A 648-nucleotide genomic window follows, 5' to 3' on the forward strand; every position below is an offset into this window, starting at 1 on the left:
AGTCCAGGCTCATCTGGTCCAGCAGGCCGTCCCGAATCCCGTTGTACACGTCCGTAACGAAAGCTTCCGAGAGGGCACGGTCGGCCCAAACGGCATCACCCGATACTTTATCAAGCGGTTTGGTGTTGAGGAAATCTGTGTTGCAGGCGACCATCGTTGTGCCCAACAGCAGACTGAACGAGATGCACTTTGCTATATAATTCATACTGTTCTGATTAATCATTTAGAAACTAAGTGATACCCCCGTGTTGATAACCCGCGCCTGTGGGTAATACTGTCCCGCACTATTCGTTGACTCAGGATCGTATATGCCTTTCATGGCAGGCGCATAGGTGGCCAGGTTCAAGCCATTCACATAAATGCGCAGACTGCTTAGACCAATTTTATTACCAATGGTGCTCGGTAATGTATAACCCAGCTCCAGGTTTTTTAACCGGATATAATCTGTGCTCTTCAGCCAATAAGTAGTACCGTTGGAGAAGTACTGATTGCTGCGGTCCACGATACGGGGGTCGACCGTGCTGGGATTATCCACCGTCCAGCGGTGATCGTAGCTGTATTGCAGGAAGTTACCAATGGTGCCCGACTCCGTCTGGAGGAAGATCTGCCCACCGGTCGATGCCTGGAACAGAACGCTGAGATCGAAGT

The 648-nt window shown here is 50.6% G+C and carries 2 pseudogenes; both read right to left on the reverse strand.

Annotated features, from left to right (window positions below):
• Positions 1-205, reverse strand: a pseudogene (locus ACYVJM_RS32145) (RagB/SusD family nutrient uptake outer membrane protein); the annotation flags it as partial.
• A gap of 18 nt (positions 206-223) precedes the next feature.
• A pseudogene (locus ACYVJM_RS32150) lies at positions 224-648 on the reverse strand (SusC/RagA family TonB-linked outer membrane protein); the annotation flags it as partial.

The organism is Spirosoma pulveris, assembly GCF_054781875.1.